This is a genomic window from Bacteroides luhongzhouii (assembly GCF_009193295.2).
In the GTDB taxonomy this organism is placed as follows: Bacteria; Bacteroidota; Bacteroidia; order Bacteroidales; family Bacteroidaceae; genus Bacteroides; species Bacteroides luhongzhouii.
Genome location: NZ_CP059973.1, coordinates 5,115,760 through 5,135,162 on the forward strand (window position 1 = coordinate 5,115,760; position 19,403 = coordinate 5,135,162).

Annotated in this window: 21 protein-coding genes; 8 read left to right on the forward strand and 13 right to left on the reverse strand. The window is 41.6% G+C overall.

The window, feature by feature from the left end; translation table 11 throughout:
• The first annotated feature begins 2 nt into the window (after positions 1–2).
• The 3 genes from GD631_RS19490 (at position 3) to ald (ending at position 3,707) form a co-directional block, all read left to right on the forward strand.
• Entirely contained in the window at positions 3–1,340 is a 1,338-nt protein-coding gene (locus GD631_RS19490) for a RagB/SusD family nutrient uptake outer membrane protein (protein ID WP_143259494.1), read from the forward strand.
• Between the two features lie 443 nt (positions 1,341–1,783).
• Positions 1,784–2,467, forward strand: a complete 684-nt coding sequence (locus GD631_RS19495) for a WG repeat-containing protein (RefSeq protein ID WP_143259493.1) — start codon at positions 1,784–1,786, stop codon at positions 2,465–2,467.
• Positions 2,468–2,597: 130 nt separating this feature from the next.
• A complete protein-coding gene (gene ald, locus GD631_RS19500; protein ID WP_143259492.1) occupies positions 2,598–3,707 on the forward strand; it encodes an alanine dehydrogenase in 1,110 nt (369 codons plus the stop codon).
• On the opposite strand, the gene GD631_RS19505 is transcribed toward ald, so the two are convergent.
• The 7 genes from GD631_RS19505 to GD631_RS19535 form a co-directional block, all read right to left on the reverse strand.
• Positions 3,694–4,644 (reverse strand): NAD(P)H-dependent flavin oxidoreductase, encoded by a 951-nt coding sequence (locus GD631_RS19505; protein WP_143259491.1) that lies wholly within the window; start codon positions 4,642–4,644, stop codon positions 3,694–3,696. The two genes, ald and GD631_RS19505, sit on opposite strands and share 14 nt — an antisense overlap.
• Before the next feature lie 76 nt (positions 4,645–4,720).
• Complete coding sequence (locus GD631_RS19510; RefSeq protein ID WP_143259490.1) at positions 4,721–5,446, reverse strand: DUF4858 domain-containing protein; 726 nt, start codon at positions 5,444–5,446, stop codon at positions 4,721–4,723.
• A gap of 208 nt (positions 5,447–5,654) precedes the next feature.
• A complete protein-coding gene (locus GD631_RS19515; protein ID WP_143259489.1) occupies positions 5,655–6,179 on the reverse strand; it encodes a DUF4943 family protein in 525 nt (174 codons plus the stop codon).
• A gap of 11 nt (positions 6,180–6,190) precedes the next feature.
• Positions 6,191–7,240, reverse strand: a complete 1,050-nt coding sequence (locus tag GD631_RS19520) for a putative outer membrane beta-barrel protein (RefSeq protein WP_143259488.1) — start codon at positions 7,238–7,240, stop codon at positions 6,191–6,193.
• Positions 7,224–7,775: an RNA polymerase sigma factor gene (locus GD631_RS19525; RefSeq protein ID WP_004300758.1), complete on the reverse strand. Its 552-nt coding sequence runs from the start codon at positions 7,773–7,775 to the stop codon at positions 7,224–7,226. Before GD631_RS19525 ends, GD631_RS19520 begins: the two co-directional genes overlap by 17 nt.
• A gap of 222 nt (positions 7,776–7,997) precedes the next feature.
• Positions 7,998–8,846, reverse strand: a complete 849-nt coding sequence (gene nadC, locus GD631_RS19530; RefSeq protein WP_004314515.1) for a carboxylating nicotinate-nucleotide diphosphorylase — start codon at positions 8,844–8,846, stop codon at positions 7,998–8,000.
• The gene (locus tag GD631_RS19535) at positions 8,839–9,231 is read right to left on the reverse strand and encodes a DUF4783 domain-containing protein (RefSeq protein WP_143259487.1); all 393 of its coding nucleotides are present in this window, start codon (positions 9,229–9,231) and stop codon (positions 8,839–8,841) included. Before GD631_RS19535 ends, nadC begins: the two co-directional genes overlap by 8 nt.
• A gap of 127 nt (positions 9,232–9,358) precedes the next feature.
• Between GD631_RS19535 and rlmH the strand changes: the two genes are divergently transcribed.
• A complete protein-coding gene (rlmH, locus tag GD631_RS19540; RefSeq protein ID WP_004314516.1) occupies positions 9,359–9,832 on the forward strand; it encodes a 23S rRNA (pseudouridine(1915)-N(3))-methyltransferase RlmH in 474 nt (157 codons plus the stop codon).
• 111 nt (positions 9,833–9,943) lie between these two features.
• Here rlmH and GD631_RS19545 read toward each other — a convergent pair whose 3' ends face one another.
• The 5 genes from GD631_RS19545 to GD631_RS19565 all read right to left on the reverse strand — a co-directional run bounded on the left by GD631_RS19545 (position 9,944) and on the right by GD631_RS19565 (position 13,719).
• Entirely contained in the window at positions 9,944–10,576 is a 633-nt protein-coding gene (locus GD631_RS19545) for an HD domain-containing protein (RefSeq protein ID WP_143259486.1), read from the reverse strand.
• Between the two features lie 54 nt (positions 10,577–10,630).
• The gene (queF, locus tag GD631_RS19550; RefSeq protein WP_004304260.1) at positions 10,631–11,086 is read right to left on the reverse strand and encodes a preQ(1) synthase; all 456 of its coding nucleotides are present in this window, start codon (positions 11,084–11,086) and stop codon (positions 10,631–10,633) included.
• A 537-nt stretch (positions 11,087–11,623) separates the two neighbouring features.
• On the reverse strand, positions 11,624–12,283 hold the full coding sequence (gene queC / locus GD631_RS19555) for a 7-cyano-7-deazaguanine synthase QueC (RefSeq protein ID WP_015532987.1): 660 nt from the start codon (positions 12,281–12,283) through the stop codon (positions 11,624–11,626).
• Positions 12,284–12,291: 8 nt separating this feature from the next.
• The gene (locus tag GD631_RS19560) at positions 12,292–12,972 is read right to left on the reverse strand and encodes a queuosine precursor transporter (protein WP_143259485.1); all 681 of its coding nucleotides are present in this window, start codon (positions 12,970–12,972) and stop codon (positions 12,292–12,294) included.
• Between the two features lie 240 nt (positions 12,973–13,212).
• Positions 13,213–13,719 (reverse strand): RNA polymerase sigma factor, encoded by a 507-nt coding sequence (locus GD631_RS19565; RefSeq protein ID WP_004314521.1) that lies wholly within the window; start codon positions 13,717–13,719, stop codon positions 13,213–13,215.
• Positions 13,720–13,882: 163 nt separating this feature from the next.
• On the opposite strand from GD631_RS19565, the gene GD631_RS19570 reads away from it, so the two are divergent.
• On the forward strand, positions 13,883–15,172 hold the full coding sequence (locus tag GD631_RS19570; RefSeq protein ID WP_143259484.1) for a DcaP family trimeric outer membrane transporter: 1,290 nt from the start codon (positions 13,883–13,885) through the stop codon (positions 15,170–15,172).
• 76 nt (positions 15,173–15,248) lie between these two features.
• On the opposite strand, the gene GD631_RS19575 is transcribed toward GD631_RS19570, so the two are convergent.
• Positions 15,249–16,673 carry an OmpP1/FadL family transporter gene (locus GD631_RS19575; RefSeq protein ID WP_004314522.1) on the reverse strand — a complete coding sequence of 475 codons (1,425 nt, stop codon included), beginning with the start codon at positions 16,671–16,673 and terminating at the stop codon, positions 15,249–15,251.
• 211 nt (positions 16,674–16,884) lie between these two features.
• Here GD631_RS19575 and GD631_RS19580 point away from each other — a divergent pair, with 211 nt between their 5' ends.
• From GD631_RS19580 to pdxH, 3 genes are all read left to right on the forward strand, one after another.
• On the forward strand, positions 16,885–17,886 hold the full coding sequence (locus tag GD631_RS19580) for a 2-hydroxyacid dehydrogenase (protein ID WP_143259483.1): 1,002 nt from the start codon (positions 16,885–16,887) through the stop codon (positions 17,884–17,886).
• A 64-nt stretch (positions 17,887–17,950) separates the two neighbouring features.
• Positions 17,951–18,655, forward strand: a complete 705-nt coding sequence (locus GD631_RS19585; RefSeq protein WP_004314524.1) for a pirin family protein — start codon at positions 17,951–17,953, stop codon at positions 18,653–18,655.
• A 43-nt stretch (positions 18,656–18,698) separates the two neighbouring features.
• Positions 18,699–19,346: a pyridoxamine 5'-phosphate oxidase gene (pdxH, locus tag GD631_RS19590; protein ID WP_143259482.1), complete on the forward strand. Its 648-nt coding sequence runs from the start codon at positions 18,699–18,701 to the stop codon at positions 19,344–19,346.
• The last annotated feature ends 57 nt before the right edge of the window (positions 19,347–19,403 follow it).

The following is a 19,403-nucleotide window of genomic DNA, read 5'->3' on the forward strand; positions in this document are numbered from 1 at the left end:
TTATGACAAAGAAAATATATTATATATTCACATTAATAGGAAGCCTGTTATTATCTTCTTGTGATAGTTATTTGGACATACAGCCAGTAGGCCAAGTAATTCCCAATACGCTAGCTGAATACAGAGCTTTATTCACAACAGCTTACAATACAGCACTCAATGACAGAGGAATATGCGAAATCAGAACAGATATCGCAACCATATTACAGTCTGATGCCACTTCCAAAAATTCTTTAGGAGATGTTGAAAAATGGAATGATGTTAATCCGAATGCAAGTACGAGACAATTTGGATGGGCGGCCTATTATACCAATATCTATTATGCCAACGCAATCATCGATAAAAAAGATGAAATATCAGAAGGAAGTCAAGAAGATATTAATCAATTAGTTGGAGAAGCTTACCTCATGAGAGCATATATGCACTTTATATTGGTCAATCTTTATGGACAACCTTATACAGCTGCCGGAGCATTAGAAACCAAAGCAGTTCCTCTCAAACTCAATACTGATTTAGAAGAAATACCATCACGAAACACTGTAAAAGAAATATATACCTCTATATTGTCTGATATAGAAACAGCAAGGAAACTGATTAATAAAAAAGAATGGGAAGTTCAATATTCATACCGTTTCTCAACATTGTCAGTAGATGCTATGGAATCACGGGTATATTTATACATGGGTGAATGGGGCAAATCTTATGAATCTTCGGAACGTGTACTAGCCGGAAAATCAACATTAGTGAACCTAAACAATGAAGGAGACAAACTTCCTAATGAATTTACATCTGTAGAAATGATCACTGCCTATGAAATTTTCCCGAATAGCGATTATGCCGGATCACTCTTACTGTACCCTGCATTTTTACAAGAATATGAGGAAGGAAAAGATCTACGCCCAAACAAGTACTATCAAGCAAATAAAAATGGAGATTATACTTCTATCAAAAGTGGTGAATCTAAATTCAAATGTACTTTCCGCACTGGAGAGTTTTATTTAAATTCAGCAGAAGCTGCTGCACATTTAAACAAATTGCCTGAAGCACGTTCACGACTTCTAAAGTTAGTAGAGAATCGTTATACACCAGAAGGTTATGAACAAAAGAAGAATGAAATAAATGCGATGAGCCAAGAAAAGCTAATCACAGAAATTCTGAAAGAACGCGCTCGTGAGCTTGCTTTTGAAGGACATCGCTGGTTTGATTTACGCCGAACTACTCGACCAGAAATCAAAAAAGAAATAGAAGATGTGACCTACACACTTGTACAAGATGATTCCCGCTATACATTGCGTATTCCACAAGATGCAATTGATGCCAATCCTGGATTATTAAACTAATAACATATTACCATCTATATTCTTATAGATATCACTAAATAACAAACTATAAAAAACTCTCTTTACCAAAAGCGTAAGGGGAGTTTTTTTATTCTGTCCACTAACTACTTTATATTTTATCTACACATCTCGTCCATCGCTAAATCTTTATCCCCCAAAAGAATTGCCGATTAACAGAAAATCCATATCTTTGTAGCGACTTATTACGATTAATAACGTAGAAGCGTTTAGAATATTATCTCTATTCAGAATCTGGTAAATTCTTTAATTGGGGAGATAATGGCAACTAAGCGTTCACGTCTTTGTTATATGCAAGGGCGTGGACTCTGTTGTTCATTTCCCAATAGGCTTACCAGAGCCTTGAATAGAATGAACTAACGACGTCCACGCTTCTCTTGTATATATATGGTATCCGGACGCTTACCACACAAACAATAAAGAAAATGAGCAGCACTATTACAAAGTTCTTCGCTTCTTTTTTAGCTTATGGGGTAGCTAATAAGAAAAAGCGCTTCTCGGCCATTGGCCGTTTCTCTGAAGGATTGGCACCGGTTAAAGGAAAAATCCAATGGGGATACATTAATAAAGAATATGACGTTGTCATTCCTCTAATGTATGAACGGGCTTTCTCGTTTAAAGAAGGATTAGGGATGGTAGTACTCAATTCTCAATACGGATTCATCGACCATACCGGACAAATACGGATTCCGTTTAAATACGCAGCCGCTCACTCGTTTGAGCAAGAATGTGCACGAGTATGTCACGATGGATTATGGGGACTGATTGACAGACAAGGAAACTACATTCTTCCACCGACTTACAGTCAAATAGAGCTATTCGCGGAAGGATTAGCCCTCGTCTCACTACACAACAAAGTAGGATTCATTAATAAGAAAGGAGAAGTTGTCATTCCGTTGGAATATGATAATGGATGCTCTTTTTCTGAAGGATTGGCTGCTGTTTGCATTGAAAGCCAGTCATCCAAGTGGGGATACATAAACAAAGATAATGAAGAAGTACTTCCTTTTAAGTACGATATTGCAGAACCCTTTTATAACAACATAGCTCGAGTGGGTCTCTATGGAAAAAACATGAAAATCAACAAGCAGGGCAGTGAATGTCTATAAAACAACCACTCTACGCATTTATTCATCTCAACACGCGAAGACATTCTGTTCTAAAACATCCCCTTACGAATAACAACGTAAGGGGATTTTTCGTACTTTCGAACACGTTAAATCTTTAATACGCAACATTATGATTATCGGAGTACCAAAGGAAATCAAAAACAATGAGAACCGTGTAGGCATGACACCTTCGGGAGTGGCTGAAGTGGTAAAACAAGGGCATCGGGTATTTATCCAACATACAGCGGGAATAAATAGCGGTTTTCCGGATGAAGCATATCAAGCTGTCGGCGCACATATCCTGCCAACAATAGAAGATATTTACGCCACTGCCGAGATGATCGTAAAGGTGAAAGAGCCGATAATCACTGAATATAACTTAATAAGAAAAGGACAGTTACTATTCACTTATTTCCATTTTGCTTCCGACAGGGAGTTAACCCTTGCCATGCTCTCCAACAAATCAATATGCCTGGCTTACGAAACTGTAGAAGAAGCAGACCACACATTACCTTTATTAATTCCGATGAGCGAAGTTGCCGGACGTATGTCTATTCAGGAAGGTGCCCGTTTCCTGGAAAAGCCGCAAGGTGGAAAAGGTATTCTTTTGGGAGGTGTGCCAGGTGTTAAACCGGCTAAAGTATTAATTTTAGGTGGCGGAATCGTAGGTAGCAATGCTGCGCAAATGGCTGCGGGAATGGGGGCAGACGTCACTATCACAGATATAAATCTGGCACGTTTGCGCTATTTGAGTGAAACACTTCCTAAGAATGTAAAGACATTGTATGCATCCGAACTAAGAATCAGAAAAGAATTGCCGGATGTTGATTTAGTTATCGGTTCCGTATTGATTCCCGGCGATAAAGCACCGCATCTGATTACTAAAGAGATGCTTTCGATGATGCAACCCGGCACAGTATTAGTAGATGTAGCGATTGACCAGGGAGGATGTTTCGAGACTTCTCACCCAACCACCCACAGTGCACCGACCTATATTGTAGACGGAATCATTCATTATGCAGTAGCTAATATTCCGGGAGCCGTACCTTATACTTCCACTCTTGCACTGACTAATGCTACCCTCCCCTACGTGATCGCTTTAGCAAATAAAGGATGGAAAAAAGCCTGCAAAGATAATCCGGCATTGGCTCTCGGACTGAATATTGTAGAAGGAAAAATCGTTTATAAAGCTGTAGCCGATGTATTTGGTTTGAAATACGAACCTGTCAGCCTATCATAAATGGGAATTTATATTTCTCCACAGCTTGCTGATAAGATTCAACCAATTCATTCATCACCTCTGCCACCGACTGTCGACGGGATATAATTGCCGAGACTTGTCCTATTTCCAGTTCACCTTCTTCCAAGTCACCTTCGAAGATACCTTTCTTGGCACGTCCGCGTCCGAGCAAAGTTCTTAATTCTTCGGAAGTAGCACCACTATCTTCAGCCTTCTCCACCGCTTCACGAAAAGCATTCTTTACCAATCGTGTCGGAGCCAGCTTTTTCAATAACAACTTAGTATCCCCTTCACCAAGACTCAAACAATAATCTTTAAATACCGGACTCGCAGAACTCTCTTCAGTCAGCGCAAAACGTGTTCCTATTTGTACGCCTTCGGCCCCCAACACCATAGCAGCCAATATTCCTTCTCCTGTACCAATACCTCCCGCGGCTATCAAAGGTAATGTTGTAGCCTCACGTACAGCCGGAATCAAACAGAAAGTCGTTGTTTCTTCCCGTCCATTATGCCCTCCGGCTTCAAAGCCTTCGGCCACTACTGCGTCCACCCCGGCTTCCTCACATTTCACAGCAAAACGAGAAGAAGATACGACATGAACAACTGTTATTCCACGTTCCTTCAACCATCCCGTCCATGTTTTCGGATTTCCGGCAGAGGTAAAAACAATCTTCACTCCCTCTTCCACCACAATATTCATAATCTCTTCTATCTGGGGATACATCAAAGGGATATTCACGCCAAAGGGAAACTTTGTGGCCGCATTACATTTACGGATATGTTCACGTAAAGTGTCCGGATGCATAGAACCGGCACCGATCAATCCCAATCCGCCGGCATTGCTCACGGCAGAAGCAAGACGCCAGCCGCTACACCACACCATGCCACCTTGAATAATAGGATATTGAATACCCAGAAGGGAAGTAATTCTATTCATAATTAATAATTTATCTATGTGTTAATATGTTGATGTACATTATACATTGTTACATCAACACATCATTATAACGTCTTCAGCGGGCAATCTGTTCGATGGGTTTATTTATCAACACAGTTGTAGAATCTCCATAAGTTCTCAAAACTTCCAATGTGCGGGCGCGGTTATCTCTGCCTTTCTTATTCCAGAACTCTTTGGTAAAGACAGCCATCAAGTCAAGTCCGCCGACCGTTCCGCCATTGATATACACTCCGCTCCCACCAAACAAGGGAATAGGTGCGTCCATCACTACCGAATTCACCATCATTCCATTGGCACGTTCACTCAACTGTCGGAAACGTACTCCGCTCGCCTGTATCTCATCCAAAGATTTACGCACCCCTTTCGCCATCGGATTACGTGCCCAGTTCGAGTAGGATCTTTGATGGCGTATCTCATAGAAAGGATCTCCCCGCCAAGTGTTTTTATCAATCTTTATCTTCTTCTGATAGATAGGATCCCAGTTATAACGGGTATTCGCCTTATATGGCATCAAACTCAACACCACTTTCGGTTTAGGCAAAGCTTCAGGAAGCGATTCATCAGGCATCATCCAGCTTTTCTCCTCCGACATTCGGGGAGTACCGACTGCAGTCCCGAAATCAATCGACTTTACAGCATCCATATTCAAATGCAATTCCTGGTCACTCTCCAGCAATTTCTTCAAATGCAAAGAGTCTTGCGCCGTCCATACTTGCGAATATGCAAATAAAGCCGTCAGGCACAGTACCATCGTTGCAATAAACCGTTTCAATCTATCCATCCTCTATCCTCTTTCATTACCTATTATTTGGGAGCGCTTCATATGCAATACACATATGTTTCTCACTTACGTTATCACTCATATTCTTCAATGAGAAGCGGTCTTTTGAGTGTAGCAATCCCCTGTCAGCAGCATAAGACTACTGATACAAACAAACGTTCCCACATGAATGTTTCCTATTTTTTACTTTCCGAAGGCTCCTCCTTTGTTACCACCAACGATAACCTGATCCACAAAGCGGCTCATCGTAGCACGGATCGATCGTCCATCTTGTTTTCGGATATTGGCGTTCTTCCCACCAATTACGATAACAAGCGGCCGCATCGAGCACTTCCTCATCAGTCAGGAAATAGATTGCTTCATAATTTTCAGCATTCGCCAATACCATTTTGCAACCTAATGACGGAGGTGTGCCCTGACGGATAGACTCAATCACCCAAAGCATACACTCACCCAACCGAATTTTACCGTTGTTCATATTATAAACTGACGGAAAAGAAGGAATAATAGTCAGATCTTCTGCATATTTTAAAAGTTCGGGGATGTCCTCTTCCGTGAAATGAGGAACCTCCACCACCCCTTTTTCATTCTTCATCTTGTACGTACCCGACTTCAATTGTTTCACAAAAAGGGCAACATCCGGATTGTTATAATCCATTTCTTCGCTGGTGCATCCTGTAAAAGATACGATGAGGCAAACAGCCATCCACAGCATTAGTAGTGTTTTTTTCATTTTCATAAGGATTAATACGTCATGCGAAGTCCGCAAAGTAAATTAAAATTAGTCGGCCGTTTCGTTCGTACCGTAGCCAGTTTCGAATCTGTCTTGAAATGACGCGAAACTCCGGGTTCGGCAAAAACAGCAAGTCGGTCATTAATCTTATAATTGATTCCAATACCGGCAGTCACTGCCAGTTGGATAGGTTCTTCTTTAAAACTGTTGTCCGGCGCACCGGCGATACATTTATCGACTATTCCTCCTACGGTAGCGTAAAGGTCTATTTTCTTCGTATCTACCAGTGTCACATTTACTTTAACGGGGATACCCAGATAGTGCAAATGCTGTCCTGCCGAACGAAGGTTTGAATAAAGTAATCCGGTTTCTATTGCGAGAGATTCGTTTAACTTACGTTCTACCGTTACCCCTGCGGAAACCGGCATTTTATACGTACCATTATCAGCCGGAAGCGCCGTGCCTACCTGAACTTTCATCGCCCAGCGATGCTTTTTCATAGCTTTAGGTTGAGCCACATTCACATTCGATTGTTCTTCCGGAGCAACAGATGATTCCGTATCACCGTTTATTGCCTGCCAATAGCCGTTATTCCCTTGATTACCATATCGGTTGCCATTTCCTGTAGAAGTGGTGGCAGAAAAAGAAAACGACATGGAGAAAGTGATAGAAAGCGAATCTTCCTCCTCTGTGTATTGTGACAGCATACCGTAAGACTTTGGAGCCGGTTTCGGCAACACCGGTTCTACCGGCAACGGTAACTGATTGACGCGTATTCCATCTCCATCCATCTGTCCTCCATTTGTCACGGCTATCTTTGTAAATGCTTCTTCCATTTCTTCTTTGGGAGAGAAATACAAGAAAGTAGCCGACGAGGCCGCCAAAACGAGCAATACAGATGCCGCAGCCGCCACACGGAAGAGCAGAATCCGACGACGATGCTGGCAAGCCACAGGTATTTCCTGCGAGAGCTCTTCCCAAAAGCCATCCCGTACACTCATCCCTGCATCAGCGAGACGCGTGCGAAACAGATCGGTTATTTCATCATTTTCTTTCTTCATGATTCCTATACTCTTTAATTCTTTTTGCTAACAAATACTTGGCCCGGTGCAACTGCGAAGTAGACGAATGTTCTTTAATGTGAAGCATCTTGGCTATCTCCTTGTGCGATTTCTCTTCAAACACATAAAGGTTGAAAACAGTTCGGCAACCATCCGGCAATTCGGCAATAAAAGCCATCAATTGCTCTTCGGAGATTCCAGCCCCTCCTCCCGAGTCCGATATATCCGGTATATCGGGAAGCTGCTCTTCATGCACTACCAACTGGCTGACTCGTTTCTCCCGCCGCAGGAAATCGAGTGATTGAGTAACCATCACCCGGGTGATCCATGTACAGAGCGAAGACTCGCCCCGGAACGAGAAGTTGGTAAAAATCTTGATGAAACCGTCATGCAGTACATCGTGCGCCGCATCCATATCGCCCGTATAGCGGAAACATACCGCCAGCATCTGTTTGGAATAGAGGGTGTAAAGTTCCTTTCGGGCTGAATCCTTTCCTGCCCGACAGCCCTTTATCAGTTCTATCTCGTTTTCCAAAGTCAATTACTTTTTTTTAAAATCGAACGTATGTCTGCGTCGTTTACTCATTAGACGCAAATGTTTGAGGAATGCTGCAAGGAATATTGCTAAAAGAAGTTAAACAGAAAGAAAATCACCACAGAAGACGCAGAGTACACAGAGGTTTTAAACTTACTTCATAGGAAGAATTTCCTATCATTGTTCCTCTGTGTACTCTGCGTCCTCTATGGCGAAAAAAAATCAGCACGCTTTGAAACTCATATCCAGTCCTTTCACTGAATGAGTCAAAGCTCCTACCGAGATGAAGTCTACGCCACATTCGGCATAGTCACGGAGGGTGTCAAAGGTAATGCCGCCCGAAGATTCGGTTTCGTATTTGCCTGCTACCATCTCCACTGCTTTCTTAGTCATTTCGGGAGTGAAGTTATCAAACATGATACGATCCACTCCGCCGAGGTCAAGAACTTGTTGCAGTTCGTCGAAGCTGCGGACTTCTATTTCTATTTTCAGGTCTTTGCCTTTTTCCTTGCAATATTCTTTAGCGCGAGTGATGGCTTTGTCGATACCTCCGGCAAAGTCTACGTGGTTGTCTTTCAGAAGAATCATATCGAACAAACCAATACGATGGTTTACTCCACCACCGATTTTCACTGCCATTTTTTCGAGGATGCGCATACCGGGAGTTGTCTTACGGGTGTCGAGCACACGGGTATTTGTTCCTTCCAATACCTTTGCATATTTGCGGGTCATGGTTGCGATGCCGCTCATACGCTGCATCACGTTCAACATCAGGCGTTCGGTTTGAAGCAAAGATTGCACTTTTCCTTCCACTACCATTGCTACATCGCCCGGTTTCACTTCTGTTCCGTCGTTGATAAACACTTCCACTTTCATGGTGGGGTCGAAGCGGTTGAAGATTTCTTTGGCTACTTCGATACCTGCCAATACGCCGGCTTCTTTGATAAGCAATTTTGATTTTCCCATTGCCGTAGCGGGAATACATGAAAGGGTGGTATGATCGCCATCACCTATATCTTCTGCAAAAGCAAGATCGATCAACTTGTCGATCAGTTCTTTTTCCTTATTCATTGATCTTGTCAATTCTTATTTGATGTATTAAATATTGATTCTGCACTTTCTTAAGGAAGCAATTCACACGAAAGTTTCCATTAGTAGTAGCCAACGTACCGATAACGAAACTTGATTCGTCTCGTTTTCCCTGATGGTTCACGTTAAATCCGCTGACTTTATTCTTCGTAAAGAATTCCTGCATCATAGCTGTTGCTTTCTGTTTGTCAACGTTTGTCGAGCGACCTTGGAGCACCAGGTTTACCTTGTCCCCCATATACTTACTTAGCTCTTGCGAGCTTCCTCTTTTAAATGCCGTAATCACTCCTGCCGGTATCTCTTGCGCCATTAGCAACGAGAGGGAAAGAAGCAATGCGGTCATTCCTACGAGCACTCGTTTGTTCATAATTACAAGCTTTTAAGTTGAAGTTTAAAGGCTTAAACTTTCAACTAATGATAGGCAAAGGTAAGCATTAATTGCAGAATAACATAAAAAATGCCTATTTTTGTGCAATAATCAGAATTGTAGACGTATGAAAACAACCCTGCTCGTCGTAGGACGAACCGTAGAACAACACTATATCACTGCCATCAACGACTATATCCAGCGTACCAAACGCTATATCACTTTTGACATGGAAGTGATTCCCGAACTGAAAAACACGAAGAGTCTTTCAATGGAAGTACAGAAAGAAAAGGAAGGAGAACTGATACTGAAAGCTCTTCAACCGGGTGACGTCGTGGTGCTGCTCGATGAGCACGGGAAAGAAATGCGTTCTCTTGAGTTTGCCGAATATATGAAGCGGAAAATGAATACGGTGAATAAACGATTGGTGTTCATTATCGGAGGCCCTTATGGCTTTTCAGAAAAAGTGTATCAGGCAGCACACGAAAAGATTTCAATGTCGAAGATGACTTTTTCTCATCAAATGATTCGACTGATATTCGTGGAGCAGATTTATCGGGCAATGACAATATTAAATGGAGGACCATATCATCACGAATAAAGTATTCCCAATATAGTGTCAAAAGGAGTAGCCTATTTGGCTACTCTGAATTAAACAGTTTCTTTGTAAGCTACAACCCGATAATATAGAAATAAAAAATATCAGAATAGTCTATCCCAATTCATCAGAATATAACTTATCAAATACCTTAATCAGTTTCCCCTCATTAGCAATCAAATTACGAAGTTCCGCCAACCGACCTGCGTTATCCGATTGAGGTATCCATAGTTTCAGATACCCTCCTTCTGCATATTTATCAGTAAGATGTTTCCGGAAGCGGGCATATTGCCCCTCTTTATCCATTTCCGGATAATGGGATAGCCCATATTGAACGGTACGACGCAAGGTGATTTCGGGATCTATAATTCGGTCGGCCTCGGCAACAATCATTCCATAAATTGTTCTGGGAACTTGTTTATTAGAGGCCCGATGATCTTCTATCGCTTCTTTCATTTGCAACAGTTGTTCTTCGGTAAACCAACGACGTAAAGTTTCATCAGCTAACAAAACTTTACCGGAGGCTATATGATGAAACTCACGCCCTTCATACAATCCCAAATCGTGATAAGCTGCAATGACGTAAACCATCGAATAATCGACTTCATAATGCGTCGCTAATTTCAGACTTTCCTCAATCACCTTTTCTACATGATCGACTTGATGCGCTTTATCAAAGTGGGCATATTGAGGGATAATATGTTTGCGAACATAGCTTTGTAATTCAGCGGGCACATGATGAGTCATATTCGATATTTTAATTAGTGAGTTTTTATATTTGTACTATTATTCCCGATTCATCTATTCACGATTCATCAAACGGTGTTCCGCCATCTGCTCGAATTTTGTTCCCGGACGACCGTAGTTGGCGTACGGATAGATAGAAATACCACCACGGGGAGTAAAGATACCTGTTACTTCAATATATTTGGGATTCATCAATCGGATAAGATCTTTCATTATGATGTTCACACAATCTTCATGAAAAGCACCATGACTGCGGAAACTGAAAAGATAGAGTTTCAAACTCTTACTTTCTACCATTTTTATATCAGGAATGTAGCTGATACGTATTTCGGCAAAATCCGGTTGCCCTGTGATAGGACACAGACTTGTAAATTCCGGGCAGTTAAAACGTACCCAATAGTCATTTTCAGGATGCTTATTATCAAAAGCTTCCAATACTTCAGGAGCATAATCTTGCTTATACTCGGTCTTTCTTCCTAATAAAGAAAGTTGGTCTTTTAATTCTGTCATTTTACTCGTTAACTACAATCCCTTCCCTAAACAAAAAAATGCATTTCCTCTTTCACCTATCACCGTCCTGCTTCAAACGCCTTATTCATCGATGTTTCAGTGGTGAATGATTCATTTTACAACCTATCACCACATCTATTACCTATCACCATCCACTCTTTCCCCGTCGTTTGCTTTATCCCCATCTTACTTGTTACGGCGTGTTTCATGACGTGAAACAAACGGTTTCATTAAACGGAACAAACGGTTTCAAGCCTTGGAACTAATAGTTTCAAGCGTTAGAAACTTTAGTTTCTCACCGATGAAACAACAGTTTCATACTATTGAAACTAATCTAAGCCAATACATTCCGGATATAAGCTACTATCATTTATTAATTAGCACTTACCGGTGACAATAGATGTGACGGCAAAATATCAAGTTTAGCTGCTGTCACCACTTGCTGTCACATACTAAATATCTTACAGCTAAACATTTATCTATAATAATGTGACAGATGACAGCAAAAAAATGCATTTTAATCTCTATGTAGAGATATTATTGATTCTTACTTTTTAAATACTTCTCCAATCCTTCCCGACGCAATGTACAAGCCGGGCAATGTCCGCAGCCATCTCCTTGAACACCATTATAGCATGTCAAAGTCTCGGTACGAATCAGTTCCAACACTCCCAGTTTGTCGGCTAACGCCCATGTCTCTGCTTTATCAATCCACATCAAAGGGGTGTGAATCACAAACTGTTCATCCATGGCCAGATTGAGAGTCACATTAAGAGACTTGATAAACGCATCCCTACAATCGGGATAACCGCTGAAATCCGTTTGGGAAACTCCCGTTACCAAATGATTAATACCACGTTCACGGGCATATACAGCCGCAATACTCAAAAAGAACAGGTTACGTCCCGGAACAAATGTATTGGGAACACTATCTGCCGGCTTTTCCTGATCCATCACCATGGTAGTATCGGTCAATGAATTATGGCCTAACTGTCCGATAAAGGAAACATCCATCACATCAAATTCCACTTCCGCTTTCCGGGCTATCTCCCGCGCAAGTTCCACTTCTTTCTGATGCTTCTGACCGTACAGAAAGCTCAAGGCATATACTTTTTTAAAGTTGCGTTTTGCCCAAAACAGGCAAGTGGTAGAATCCTGTCCACCACTAAACACAACCAACGCTGCTTCTCTATTCATATTTTTTATTAAATATCTTTGACTTTCAATACGTTATAAGAGATGTCCGTGTCGTAAACATCGCTACCGTCTATTTTCTTGATTGCTTTCACCACACGGATCGTCACCGGGAGGATTATAACCTCATACAGAGATTTCAGTACAATCTGAATCCCCATCATGATAAGCAGTTCTTTCCAGGCAATGACACCTCCAAAAGCTATCGGGAAGAAAATCAATGAATCGGCAGTCTCACCCACCACAGTCGACCAAATGGCACGGGCTGAAAAGTTACGTCCCTGACTGGCTACTTTCATTCTACTCATCACATACGCATTGAGAAACGAGCCTACCAAAAAGGCCATCAGACTGGCAGCCACAATACGGGGAGCCATACCGAACACAAAATCAAAATGTTCTTCGCCTTCCCAAAAAGGAGCAGCCGGAATGGCAACAGCTATCAATCCAAGAGCAACCACGAAGAAGTTCATGGCAAAACCACTCCAAATGATAAGGCGCGCTTTCTTGAATCCCCAAACCTCGGCGATACAGTCATTTATAATATAAGAAATAGGAAAAACCAATAATCCGGCTGTCACGGTCAAACTACCGATCTGGATTACTTTCGTTTCAAGAAGATTAGCTGCAATGAGGCAAACATTAAAGAGGATACCCAGCAGCATAAAGGGTACAGATACTTTTTCTTTCATAATTCCTGTTTTTTACGTGGTGTTCTAGAATACACGGCCGCTATTCACGGCATCATACGTCTTTTATTCTTTCGGGGTGCAAAGGTAAAAAATAAAACTGGAATTATCACATTCATCTTATCAGAATCTATATTTCCTCAAACAGAAGATAAAAAAAGCCTCCCCATCAGCGTCGTATTCTGACAGGGAGACTCATCACTTTGACCTTAAAACACATTACTCAATTAGAAAGGCGGCGCATCAGGAGGAGAAATCTTTCAGTTCCTCTTTCAACCGCTTACGGATGAAAAACAAACGGCTCTTCACCGTCCCCATCGGCAATCCTAATTTCTCAGCAATTTCTCTATACTTAAATCCGGCTACAAACATCTGAAAAGGCACTTTCATCTCTTCCGGTATGGAATGTATCACCCGGTACAACTGTTTCATATCATATGTAAATTCGAATCTGTCAGCATCCTCATCTTCTATCAGATGTTGTTGATTGATGGAATAGCTATCATCAATCAGGTTCATTTCGCGAACCGTGCGACGGTAGTTGTTCACGAAAATATTACGCATTAGCGTATACATCCACCCTTTCAGATTTTTGCTATACGTAAACTTCTCCTGATTATCTAATGCCTGCAACAAACAATCCTGAACCAAATCATTGGCAGATTCGCGATCTGCCGTCAATTTATATGCGAAGCGATGCAAATCCGGTTGTATCGCTAATATTCCTTTCGTAAAGTCTACTTTTTCCATCATCGTATTCCTTTTATCTAATTAGTACGATACAAAGATCCGCTTTTTTAGAATCATTATAAATAGCAATTCTTCCGATTAGTTTGGCTATTTTTCCTTTGCCCCTCTCAACCATTTCTTTTTTTAGTTGTTGATTGGGCATTCACCTAAAACTTAACTCATAATGAAAACAAGCTTTAAAATGGTAGCTATGCTACTGGGGATAGGAATTTTCCCCCTCTGTGCCCATGCACAAAAGAAGGTAATCATCGAAGATGAAGAGCCCAATTCGATCATGTTTGTTTCGAAGAACAAAGCAGGAGATGAGATCATCCGAATCATGAACGACCGTTCACAGATGCGCTTTCACGACCCGAATGCTCCCCGCTTCCTGCTCACTGACCAGAAAGGGAAATTCGCCCTCGGTATTGGAGGGTATGTTCGTGCAACGGCAGAGTATGACTTTAACGGTATCGTAAATGATGTCGATTTCTATCCGGCATTGATACCACAACGCGGAAGCGACAATTTTGCAAAGAACCAATTCCAAATGGACATCACCACTTCCACCCTGTTCCTCAAACTGGTAGGACGTACCAAGCATTTGGGAGACTTCATAGTTTACACTGCCGGAAACTTCCGTGGTGATGGAAAGACCTTCGAATTACAAAACGCTTACGCGCAATTTCTCGGTTTCACCATCGGGTACAGCTATGGTTCGTTCATGGACCTCTCCGCACTGCCTCCGACTATCGACTTTGCAGGTCCTAACGGTTCAGCCTTTTACCGCACTACGCAATTAAGCTATATGTATGATAAGTTGAAAAACTGGAAGTTTGGTGTTTCTATGGAAATGCCTTCGGTAGACGGCACAACCAACAATGATTTGTCTATCAACACCCAACGGATGCCGGACTTTGCCACTTCCGTACAGTATAACTGGAATAGCAACAGCCATATTAAATTAGGGGCTATTATCCGCAGCATGACTTATTCGAGCAATGTGCATGAAAAAGCCTATTCCGCTACCGGCTTCGGTCTGCAAGCCTCCACAACCTTCAATATTACCAAGAAATTGCAGGCATTCGGACAATTTAATTATGGAAAAGGTATCGGTTCCTATCTGAATGATTTAAGTAACCTGAACGTAGATATCGTCCCCGATCCCGACAAAGAAGGGAAAATGCAAGTTCTTCCGATGCTGGGATGGTACGCAGGATTGCAATACAATCTTTGTCCGAGCATCTTTATATCCGGAACATACAGTTTGTCCAGACTTTATTCTGAAAATGGATATCCAAGTGAAAATCCCGAATCCTATCGTAAAGGACAATATCTGGTAGCCAATGCTTTCTGGAATGTAAGCAGTAATCTGCAAGTCGGCGTTGAGTATTTGAGAGGATGGCGCACTGATTTCAGTTCCGCAACTCGTCATGCCAACCGGTTGAATATGCTGGTGCAGTATTCTTTCTAAACTGACATAATAAAACAAAAAAGCCGTCTCAACACCATGTTCGAGACGGCTTTTCTATATATAAAGGACTAGAAATTTAGAACTTATAGTTCACGCTCACACCAAATACTTTATTAGTACGGCTGTAAACGTCTTTATCCACTAATGATGCCATCGATGTTGCCTCTAAACCACGTGGTTTTTCTTTAGTGTAATCACTATATGTAGTCCAGAAATAAGCTACATCAAGGCTCAATGCCTGAGTAAAATTGATACGACCTCCAAAACCTACTGAATAAGAGTCACAAGAAAAACTTGTATCTGATTGGAAAGCGTCGCTCAAACCGTAGTCTGTTTTCTGATAACCTCCACTAACAGTGAATAATTTGTTAATATCCCACTCAACACCAGCCAAATACTCGTGTGTACCATGTTTCAATGTTTTCTGTTTGCCATCTGCCATACCAGCATTCTTATCATCAAAGAAGTGATATTCTACTGAAGCCCGAAGTGAAGGCAAAAACTCATAACTTGCTGCAACAGAAAGCATAGAAGGAAGATCACTTGGTGTGTTCACACCATTTTGGTAAGGTGCCACAAATGCTGCTGCGGCATCCGGAGCAACAATCTCATGAGTATCATTCTCAATATTCATATTGGCTTTAAACTCATACTTTGCAGCTAAATTCAACTTACCGAATTTTGCATCTACACCGATAATTGGCGTTAATCCCCAACCTGTCTGATCACAATCCAGTTTCAGCTTCGCATCATTCAACTGCTGCGATTTTTGCAATGCTGCTTGTTGCGCCTGCTCTAAAGTCATACCACCAGCCATAAGCTGTTTTATAATCTCACGTCCCAATTCTTCTGCCACACCTTCTTTCAAATTGATATCCAGAAAACCTTTATAGCCACCTGTAAAATAATTCATACGTGCACCAGCAAAAACTGAGAAGTGCTCATTTATTTTATAACTTGCTCCTAACTGCAAACCATAGATATACTGACGTCCCTCCATAGCGGAACTAATACTGTATTGATTAGGAGCTAGCATCCCCTGACCTATTGTATTGACCAAACTAATAGCAGCAGCATCGAACATAGGCAAACCATTATCAAAAGAAGCTTTTCCGCCACCACCAACAATAGCAAAGCTACCGGAAAATGCCCAGTCACCTTTTTTATATACAGCATGTATGGAAGGAATAACGGGAGCAGAAGCTTTTCCTTCATAATTACGCACAGTGGTCTGTCCATCCATAGTCCATAAAGGACTTGTAGCAGCAATATCACGAGTTTGATATGCACTTTGAATAGTAAGCGCTACTTGAAGACCATCTTTGGGAAGAAATGCCAGTCCGGCAGGATTACTATAAACTCCATCAACATCAATGGAAGCGCCGCGGGCTATCATGCGCAAGAAAGCAGCATTCTGATTCGTATTGGTTAGATAATCTCCGGCAAAAGTTGGAATTGAAACGATCAACATTGCAAGACCAATCAACGAAATTTTTCTCATCTAAATCTTTTTTTAATTATTTCGGGCGCAAAGATACAACATTATTGCACACCGAATACACGTTTGTGCATTTATTTTCATTTACCTGCCCATTTTAATTGAAAAAACAAACTGTTTCTAATGAAACAATCTATATTTATCACTATACAGAGAGCAAACAAATCCACCTGTTTTTACGTTTTAATAGAATAATAATTTATAGAATACTATTATGGCCTATACAATTGCATTTTTCGGCACAAAGCCTTATGACGAGTCTTCTTTCAATAAGAAAAACAAAGAATTCGGATTTGAAATACGTTATTACAAAGGAAATCTGAATAAGAACAATGTACTACTGACACAAGGTGTAGATGCTATATGTATCTTTGTTAATGACGTTGCCGATGCAGAAGTTATCCGTATTATGGCAGCTAATGGAGTAAAACTGCTAGCACTGCGATGTGCCGGATTCAACAATGTAGATTTGGATGCAGCTGCAGCTGCGGGAATTACCGTTGTACGCGTACCTGCTTACTCACCCTATGCGACTGCCGAATACACGGTAGCTCTTATGCTATCGCTAAACCGAAAAATACCCCGCGCCTCCTGGCGTACCAAAGACGGTAATTTCTCCCTGCATGGTCTGATGGGATTCGATATGCACGGAAAAACAGCAGGTATCATCGGCACAGGAAAAATAGCGAAAATACTGATTCACATCTTAAAAGGGTTCGGAATGAATATATTGGCTTATGACCTCTATCCGGACTACAACTTCGCCCGTCAAGAACAAATTGTTTATACTTCACTGGACGAATTATACCACAATTCGGATATTATCTCCTTACACTGTCCGCTCACTGAAGAGACCAAATACCTGATAAACGACTACTCTATCAGCAAAATGAAAGACGGAGTAATGATTATCAATACCGGTCGCGGGCAATTGATTCATACCAATGCGCTGATTGAAGGACTGAAGAACAAGAAAATAGGTTCCGCAGGACTGGACGTATACGAGGAAGAAAGCGAATACTTTTATGAAGATCAATCCGACCGCATCATCGATGATGATGTACTCGCCCGTTTGCTCTCGTTCAACAATGTGATCGTCACTTCTCATCAAGCTTTTTTCACACATGAAGCGATGGAGAATATTGCCGCAACCACCCTGCAAAACATAAAAGACTTTATCAATCATAAGCCTTTATTAAATGAAGTGAAGAAATAAAACTTTTAAGTCGCTTTCTTTGTTTACCAAACATATAAACAAATAAGAGAAAGGACAGTTTTTTATGAAAAAAGTAATACATAAAGCAGATACAAGAGGACATTCCCAGTATGATTGGCTGGACAGTTATCACACTTTCAGTTTTGACGAGTACTTCGACTCCGATCGTATCAATTTTGGTGCCCTTCGCGTATTGAATGATGACAAAGTTGCCCCCGGACAAGGTTTTCAGACTCACCCACACAAGAATATGGAAATCATTTCCATTCCTCTGAAAGGACATCTGCAACATGGAGACAGCAAGAAGAACAGCCGCATTATTACTGTCGGAGAAATTCAGACAATGAGTGCAGGAACAGGAATCTTCCATAGTGAAGTAAATGCAAGTCCGGTAGAACCGGTGGAATTCCTGCAGATTTGGATTATGCCGAGAGAACGGAACACCCGTCCCGTATATCAGGATTTCAGCATTGCAGAACTGGAGCGTCCGAACGAACTGGCAGTCATCGTATCTCCCGACGGTAGCACACCTGCTTCCCTTTTGCAAGATACCTGGTTCTCCATCGGCAAAGTAGAAGCCGGAAAGAAATTAGGTTATCACATGCATCAAAGTCATGCAGGCGTCTATATTTTTCTCATTGAAGGAGAAATAGTAGTAGACGGTGAAGTTCTGAAACGTCGTGATGGCATGGGTGTTTACGATACGAACAGCGTTGAACTGGAGACATTGAAAGACTCACATATTCTATTAATAGAAGTACCTATGTGATCTCATCATTAAAAATAATAAACTAAAGCTGCCAGATAATCTTATGGCGAAATTAAACATAGCAGATATCCGACAGGAATATACGAAAGGCGGGTTGCGGGAAAGTGAACTTCCCGGCGACCCGCTTTCGCTTTTCAGTCGTTGGCTGCAAGAAGCGATTGACGCAGAGGTGGATGAACCGACTGCGGTCATTGTAGGAACTGTATCCCCCGAAGGAAAACCGTCCACACGTACAGTATTGTTAAAAGGACTCCATGATGGAAAATTTATCTTTTATACCAATTACGAAAGCCGCAAAGGCAAACAATTGGCACAAAATCCATATATCTCCCTCTCTTTTGTCTGGCACGCCCTCGAAAGACAAATACATATAGAAGGAATAGCAACGAAAGTTTCACCGGAAGAATCGGATGAATACTTCCGGAAGCGTCCTTATAAAAGCCGGATTGGTGCACGAATTTCTCCGCAAAGTCAACCGATAACAAGTAGAATGCAGTTGATACGATCCTTCGTCAAAGAAGCCGCCCGATGGATTGGAAAAGAAGTGGAAAGACCTGATAATTGGGGCGGATATGCCGTCGCACCTACAAGGATTGAATTCTGGCAAGGACGCCCCAACCGACTGCACGACCGCTTTCTATACACCCTACAACCGGACGGAGAATGGAAAATCAGTCGTCTTGCTCCTTGATTTCGTCGATTTTCCTTGGCAACTCCAACTAGAATACGTAATATTGCAACTATAAAA

Coding starts and splice junctions, on each gene's coding strand:
- GD631_RS19520 (WP_143259488.1), bottom strand. CDS start 7,240: ATGAAGAAAGAAAATGATGAAATAACCGATCTGTTTCGCACGCGTCTC.
- queF (WP_004304260.1), bottom strand. CDS start 11,086: ATGACAGAATTAAAAGACCAACTTTCTTTATTAGGAAGAAAGACCGAG.
- GD631_RS19585 (WP_004314524.1), top strand. CDS start 17,951: ATGAAAAAAGTAATACATAAAGCAGATACAAGAGGACATTCCCAGTAT.
- GD631_RS19490 (WP_143259494.1), top strand. CDS start 3: ATGACAAAGAAAATATATTATATATTCACATTAATAGGAAGCCTGTTA.
- ald (WP_143259492.1), top strand. CDS start 2,598: ATGATTATCGGAGTACCAAAGGAAATCAAAAACAATGAGAACCGTGTA.
- GD631_RS19505 (WP_143259491.1), bottom strand. CDS start 4,644: ATGAATAGAATTACTTCCCTTCTGGGTATTCAATATCCTATTATTCAA.
- rlmH (WP_004314516.1), top strand. CDS start 9,359: ATGAAAACAACCCTGCTCGTCGTAGGACGAACCGTAGAACAACACTAT.
- GD631_RS19575 (WP_004314522.1), bottom strand. CDS start 16,673: ATGAGAAAAATTTCGTTGATTGGTCTTGCAATGTTGATCGTTTCAATT.
- pdxH (WP_143259482.1), top strand. CDS start 18,699: ATGGCGAAATTAAACATAGCAGATATCCGACAGGAATATACGAAAGGC.
- GD631_RS19515 (WP_143259489.1), bottom strand. CDS start 6,179: ATGAAAAAAACACTACTAATGCTGTGGATGGCTGTTTGCCTCATCGTA.
- GD631_RS19545 (WP_143259486.1), bottom strand. CDS start 10,576: ATGACTCATCATGTGCCCGCTGAATTACAAAGCTATGTTCGCAAACAT.
- nadC (WP_004314515.1), bottom strand. CDS start 8,846: ATGAATAAGGAAAAAGAACTGATCGACAAGTTGATCGATCTTGCTTTT.
- GD631_RS19570 (WP_143259484.1), top strand. CDS start 13,883: ATGAAAACAAGCTTTAAAATGGTAGCTATGCTACTGGGGATAGGAATT.
- GD631_RS19580 (WP_143259483.1), top strand. CDS start 16,885: ATGGCCTATACAATTGCATTTTTCGGCACAAAGCCTTATGACGAGTCT.
- GD631_RS19560 (WP_143259485.1), bottom strand. CDS start 12,972: ATGAAAGAAAAAGTATCTGTACCCTTTATGCTGCTGGGTATCCTCTTT.
- GD631_RS19565 (WP_004314521.1), bottom strand. CDS start 13,719: ATGGAAAAAGTAGACTTTACGAAAGGAATATTAGCGATACAACCGGAT.
- queC (WP_015532987.1), bottom strand. CDS start 12,283: ATGAATAGAGAAGCAGCGTTGGTTGTGTTTAGTGGTGGACAGGATTCT.
- GD631_RS19495 (WP_143259493.1), top strand. CDS start 1,784: ATGAGCAGCACTATTACAAAGTTCTTCGCTTCTTTTTTAGCTTATGGG.
- GD631_RS19510 (WP_143259490.1), bottom strand. CDS start 5,446: ATGGATAGATTGAAACGGTTTATTGCAACGATGGTACTGTGCCTGACG.
- GD631_RS19535 (WP_143259487.1), bottom strand. CDS start 9,231: ATGAACAAACGAGTGCTCGTAGGAATGACCGCATTGCTTCTTTCCCTC.